We start from the raw sequence: 2,967 nt of genomic DNA, 5'->3' as shown, positions 1-2,967 counted from the left end.
GCCCTGGCCCTGCCCGCCGAGACCGCCGAGCAGGCCGAGGCCGTCGCCCTGGGCGCGCTGCTCGGCGCGTACGCCTTCTCCCGCTACCGCACCAACGGCGAGCAGAAGAACCCGGTGGCCGAGCTCACCGTGCTGGCCGCCGAGGCCGACGGCGTCACTGAGCGCGCCTCCGTGCTCGCCGAGGCGGTCACCCTGGTCCGCGACCTGGTCAACACGCCGCCGTCCGACCTGTGGCCGGCCAAGTTCGCCGAGATCGCCGAGCAGACCGGCACCGCCGCCGGGCTGGCCGTCGAGGTGCTCGACGAGAAGCAGCTCAAGGACGGCGGCTACGGCGGCCTGATCGGCGTCGGCCAGGGGTCCGCGAACCCGCCGCGCCTGGTCCGCCTCTCCTACAGCCACCCCGACGCCCGCAAGACGCTGGCCTTCGTGGGCAAGGGCATCACCTTCGACTCCGGCGGCCTGTCGCTGAAGCCGTCCGCGTCCATGGACTGGATGAAGTCCGACATGGGCGGCGCGGGCGCGGTCTTCGGCGCACTGATCGGCATCGCCAGGCTGGGCCTGCCCGTGAACGTCGTCGGCTACCTCTGCCTGGCCGAGAACCTGCCGAGCGGCACCGCGCAGCGCCCCTCCGACGTCATCCACAGCTACAGCGGCAAGACGGTCGAGGTGCTCGACACCGACGCCGAGGGCCGCCTCGTCCTGATGGACGGCATCGCCCGCGCCGCCGAAGACCAGCCCGACCTGATCGTCGACGTCGCCACCCTCACCGGCGCGCAGATCGTCGCGCTCGGCTGGCGCACCTCGGGCGTCATGTCCAACGACGACGAGGTCCGCGAGCTGGTCGTCGAGGTGGCCGGCGCCGCGGGCGAGGGCGCGTGGGGCATGCCGCTGCCCGAGGAGCTGCGCAAGGGCCTCGACTCCCCCATCGCCGACATCGCCAACCTCCAGCCGGAGCGCTGGGGCAGCATGCTGGCGGCGGGCCTGTTCCTGAAGGAGTTCGTCCCCGACGGGGTCCGCTGGGCGCACATCGACATGGCCGGGCCGGCCTTCAACAAGGGCGAACCGCACGGCTACACCCCCAAGGGCGGCACCGGCGCCATCACCCGCACCCTCATCGGACTCGCAGAGCGGCACGCGAGCACCTGAAACAAATGAAAAGATGACGGCATCACGAATCACCCCGACAAGGAGCCTTCCTGTGGCCTACGACATCGTCGTCCTAGGTGGCGGCAGCGGCGGATACGCCTGCGCGCTGCGGGCGGCTGAGCTGGGCAAGAGCGTCGCCCTGATCGAAAAGGACAAGATCGGCGGCACCTGCCTCCACAGGGGATGCATCCCCACGAAGGCTCTGCTGCACTCGGCCGAGATCGCCGACGAGACCCGCGAGAGCGAGGCGTTCGGCGTCAAGGCGCGCTTCGACGGCATCGACGTCGCCGGCGTCCACGCGTTCAAGGACAAGATCGTCACTCGCGCCTGGAAGGGCGTGCAGGGCCTGCTCAAGGCCGCGGGCGTGACGATCGTCGAGGGCGAGGGCCGCCTGGTGGGGCCGAAGCAGGTCCAGGTCGGCGCCGACGTGTACGAGGGCGCCAACCTCGTCCTGGCCACCGGCTCCGCGCCCAAGTCGCTGCCCGGCCTGGAGATCGACGGCCGCCGCGTCATCACCAGCGAGCACACCCTGACCATGGACCGCGTGCCCACCTCCGTCGTCGTCCTCGGCGGCGGCGTGATCGGTGTCGAGCTGGCCAGCGTCTACCGCTCGTTCGGCGCCGAGGTCACGATCGTCGAGGCCCTGCCCCACCTGCTGCCGACCGAGGAGGAGTCCAGCTCCAAGCTGCTCGAGCGGGCCTTCCGCCGCCGCGGCATCAAGTACGAGCTGGGCGTCTTCTTCGACAGCGTCAAGACCACCGACACCGGTGTGGTCGTCACCCTGGCCAACGGCAAGACCCTCGACGCCGAGATCCTGCTCGTCGCGGTCGGCCGCGGCGCCGTCTCCGCCGGCATGGGCTTCGAGGAGCAGGGCATCGCCATCGAGCGCGGCACGGTCGTGGTCGACGAGCACTGCCAGACCAGCGTCCCCGGCGTCTACGCGATCGGCGACCTGATCCCGACCCTCCAGCTCGCCCACGCCGGGTTCGCCGAGGGCATCATGGTCGCCGAGCACATCGCCGGGCTCAACCCGCCGCCCATCGACTACGCGGGCGTGCCGCGCATCACCTACTCCGACCCCGAGGTCGCCTCCGTCGGCATCACGTCCGCGCAGGCCGCCGAGCGCGGCATCGAGATCGTCGAGCAGGTCTACGACCTCGCGGGCAACCCCAAGAGCCAGATCCTCGGCACCGCGGGCGCGGTCAAGGTCCTCGCCCAGAAGGACGGGCCGGTCGTCGGCGTCCACATGGTCGGCCGCCGCATCGGTGAGCTCGTCACCGAAGGGCAGCTGATCTACAACTGGGAGGCGCTCCCCGCTGAGGTCGCCCAGCTCATCCACGCACACCCGACCCAGTCCGAGGCCGTCGGCGAGGCGATGCTGGCCCTGGCCGGCAAACCCCTGCACGTGCACAACTAGTCCCAGCCCTCGAGAACTCAGAACGCGAGAGAAGATAACGATGCCGGTCTCCGTACAGATGCCCCAGCTCGGCGAGAGCGTTACCGAGGGCACGGTAACCCGTTGGCTCAAGAAGGAGGGCGAGCGCGTCGAGGCCGACGAGCCGCTCCTCGAGGTGTCCACCGACAAGGTCGACACCGAGATTCCGTCCCCGTCCTCGGGTGTCATCACCAAGATCGTCGTGGCCGAGGACGAAACCGTCGAGGTCGGCTCCGAGCTCGCGATCATCGACGAGAGCGGCCAGGCAGGCGCCGCCGCTCCCGCGCAGGAGGCCGCCCCGGCCCCCGTCGCGCAGCCCGAGCCCGCCCCGGCTCCCGCCCCCGTCTCCTCGATCCCGCAGCCCGCTCCGGCGCCGCAGGCCCCGG

At 71.1% G+C, this 2,967-nt stretch carries 3 protein-coding genes; all 3 read left to right on the top strand.

Features of this window, described 5'->3' with window-relative positions:
- On the top strand, positions 1-1,146 hold a 1,146-nt coding region (locus tag ABZ297_RS46595; protein WP_355361002.1), incomplete at its 5' end, for a leucyl aminopeptidase.
- A gap of 52 nt (positions 1,147-1,198) precedes the next feature.
- On the top strand, positions 1,199-2,563 hold the full coding sequence (gene lpdA, locus ABZ297_RS46590; RefSeq protein ID WP_355360999.1) for a dihydrolipoyl dehydrogenase: 1,365 nt from the start codon (positions 1,199-1,201) through the stop codon (positions 2,561-2,563).
- Between the two features lie 40 nt (positions 2,564-2,603).
- Positions 2,604-2,967, top strand: a 364-nt coding sequence (locus ABZ297_RS46585) for a biotin/lipoyl-containing protein (protein WP_355360996.1), incomplete at its 3' end; no start/stop codon positions are given.

This window comes from Nonomuraea sp. NPDC005983, assembly GCF_040614375.1.
Taxonomy (GTDB): domain Bacteria; phylum Actinomycetota; class Actinomycetes; order Streptosporangiales; family Streptosporangiaceae; genus Nonomuraea.
The sequence above is the reverse complement of the archived record's forward strand: the minus strand, read 5'-3'. Positions and strand labels throughout refer to the sequence as shown.